The organism is Bradyrhizobium sp. Leo114 (genome assembly GCF_055229415.2).
The window spans coordinates 1-661 of record NZ_JBUYEN020000196.1; the positions used below are offsets into that span (position 1 = coordinate 1).

The 661-nt window shown below is 59.8% G+C and carries 1 protein-coding gene; it reads right to left on the reverse strand.

Annotated elements, in window-relative coordinates; all coding sequences use genetic code 11:
- A partial coding sequence (locus ACZIRK_RS45365; protein ID WP_474419863.1) for a nucleotide-binding protein occupies positions 1-653 on the reverse strand: 653 nt, incomplete at its 3' end.
- Between the last annotated feature and the right edge of the window lie 8 nt (positions 654-661).

Below are 661 nucleotides of genomic sequence, written 5' to 3' on the forward strand. Positions count from 1 at the left end.
ACGACGTTGTCGCGCGGCACGAAATAGATCAGCTGGGTGCCGAGCTTCTTGGCGAGCGCCTCCGCCAGTTCCAGCTCCTTATCTGTCTGTCGCTCGTTGCAGATCAGGCCGCCGAGCCGCACGCCACCAGAGTTGGCATACTTCAAAATGCCCTTGGAAATGTTATTGGCGGCATACATTGCCATCATCTCGCCGGACATGACGATGTAGATTTCCTGCGCCTTATTCTCGCGGATCGGCATCGCAAAACCGCCGCAGACGACGTCGCCGAGCACATCATAGGAGACGTAGTCGATGTTCTCATAGGCGCCGTTCTCTTCCAGGAAGTTGATCGAGGTGATGACTCCGCGGCCAGCGCAGCCGACGCCCGGCTCCGGACCACCCGACTCGACGCAGCGGATGTCCTGATACCCGATCTTCATGACGTCCTCGAGTTCAAGGTCCTCGACGCTGCCGGCACTCGCCGCCAGGCTCAAAATCGTGTCCTGTGCTTTCGCGTGCAGGATCAGGCGGGTCGAGTCCGCCTTGGGATCGCAGCCCACGATCAGGATCTTGTGGCCCATTTCGGCCAGCGCCGCCAGCGTGTTCTGCGAGGTGGTCGACTTGCCGATGCCACCCTTGCCGTAGAACGCGATTTGTCTCAGTGAAGACATGTTGCTCT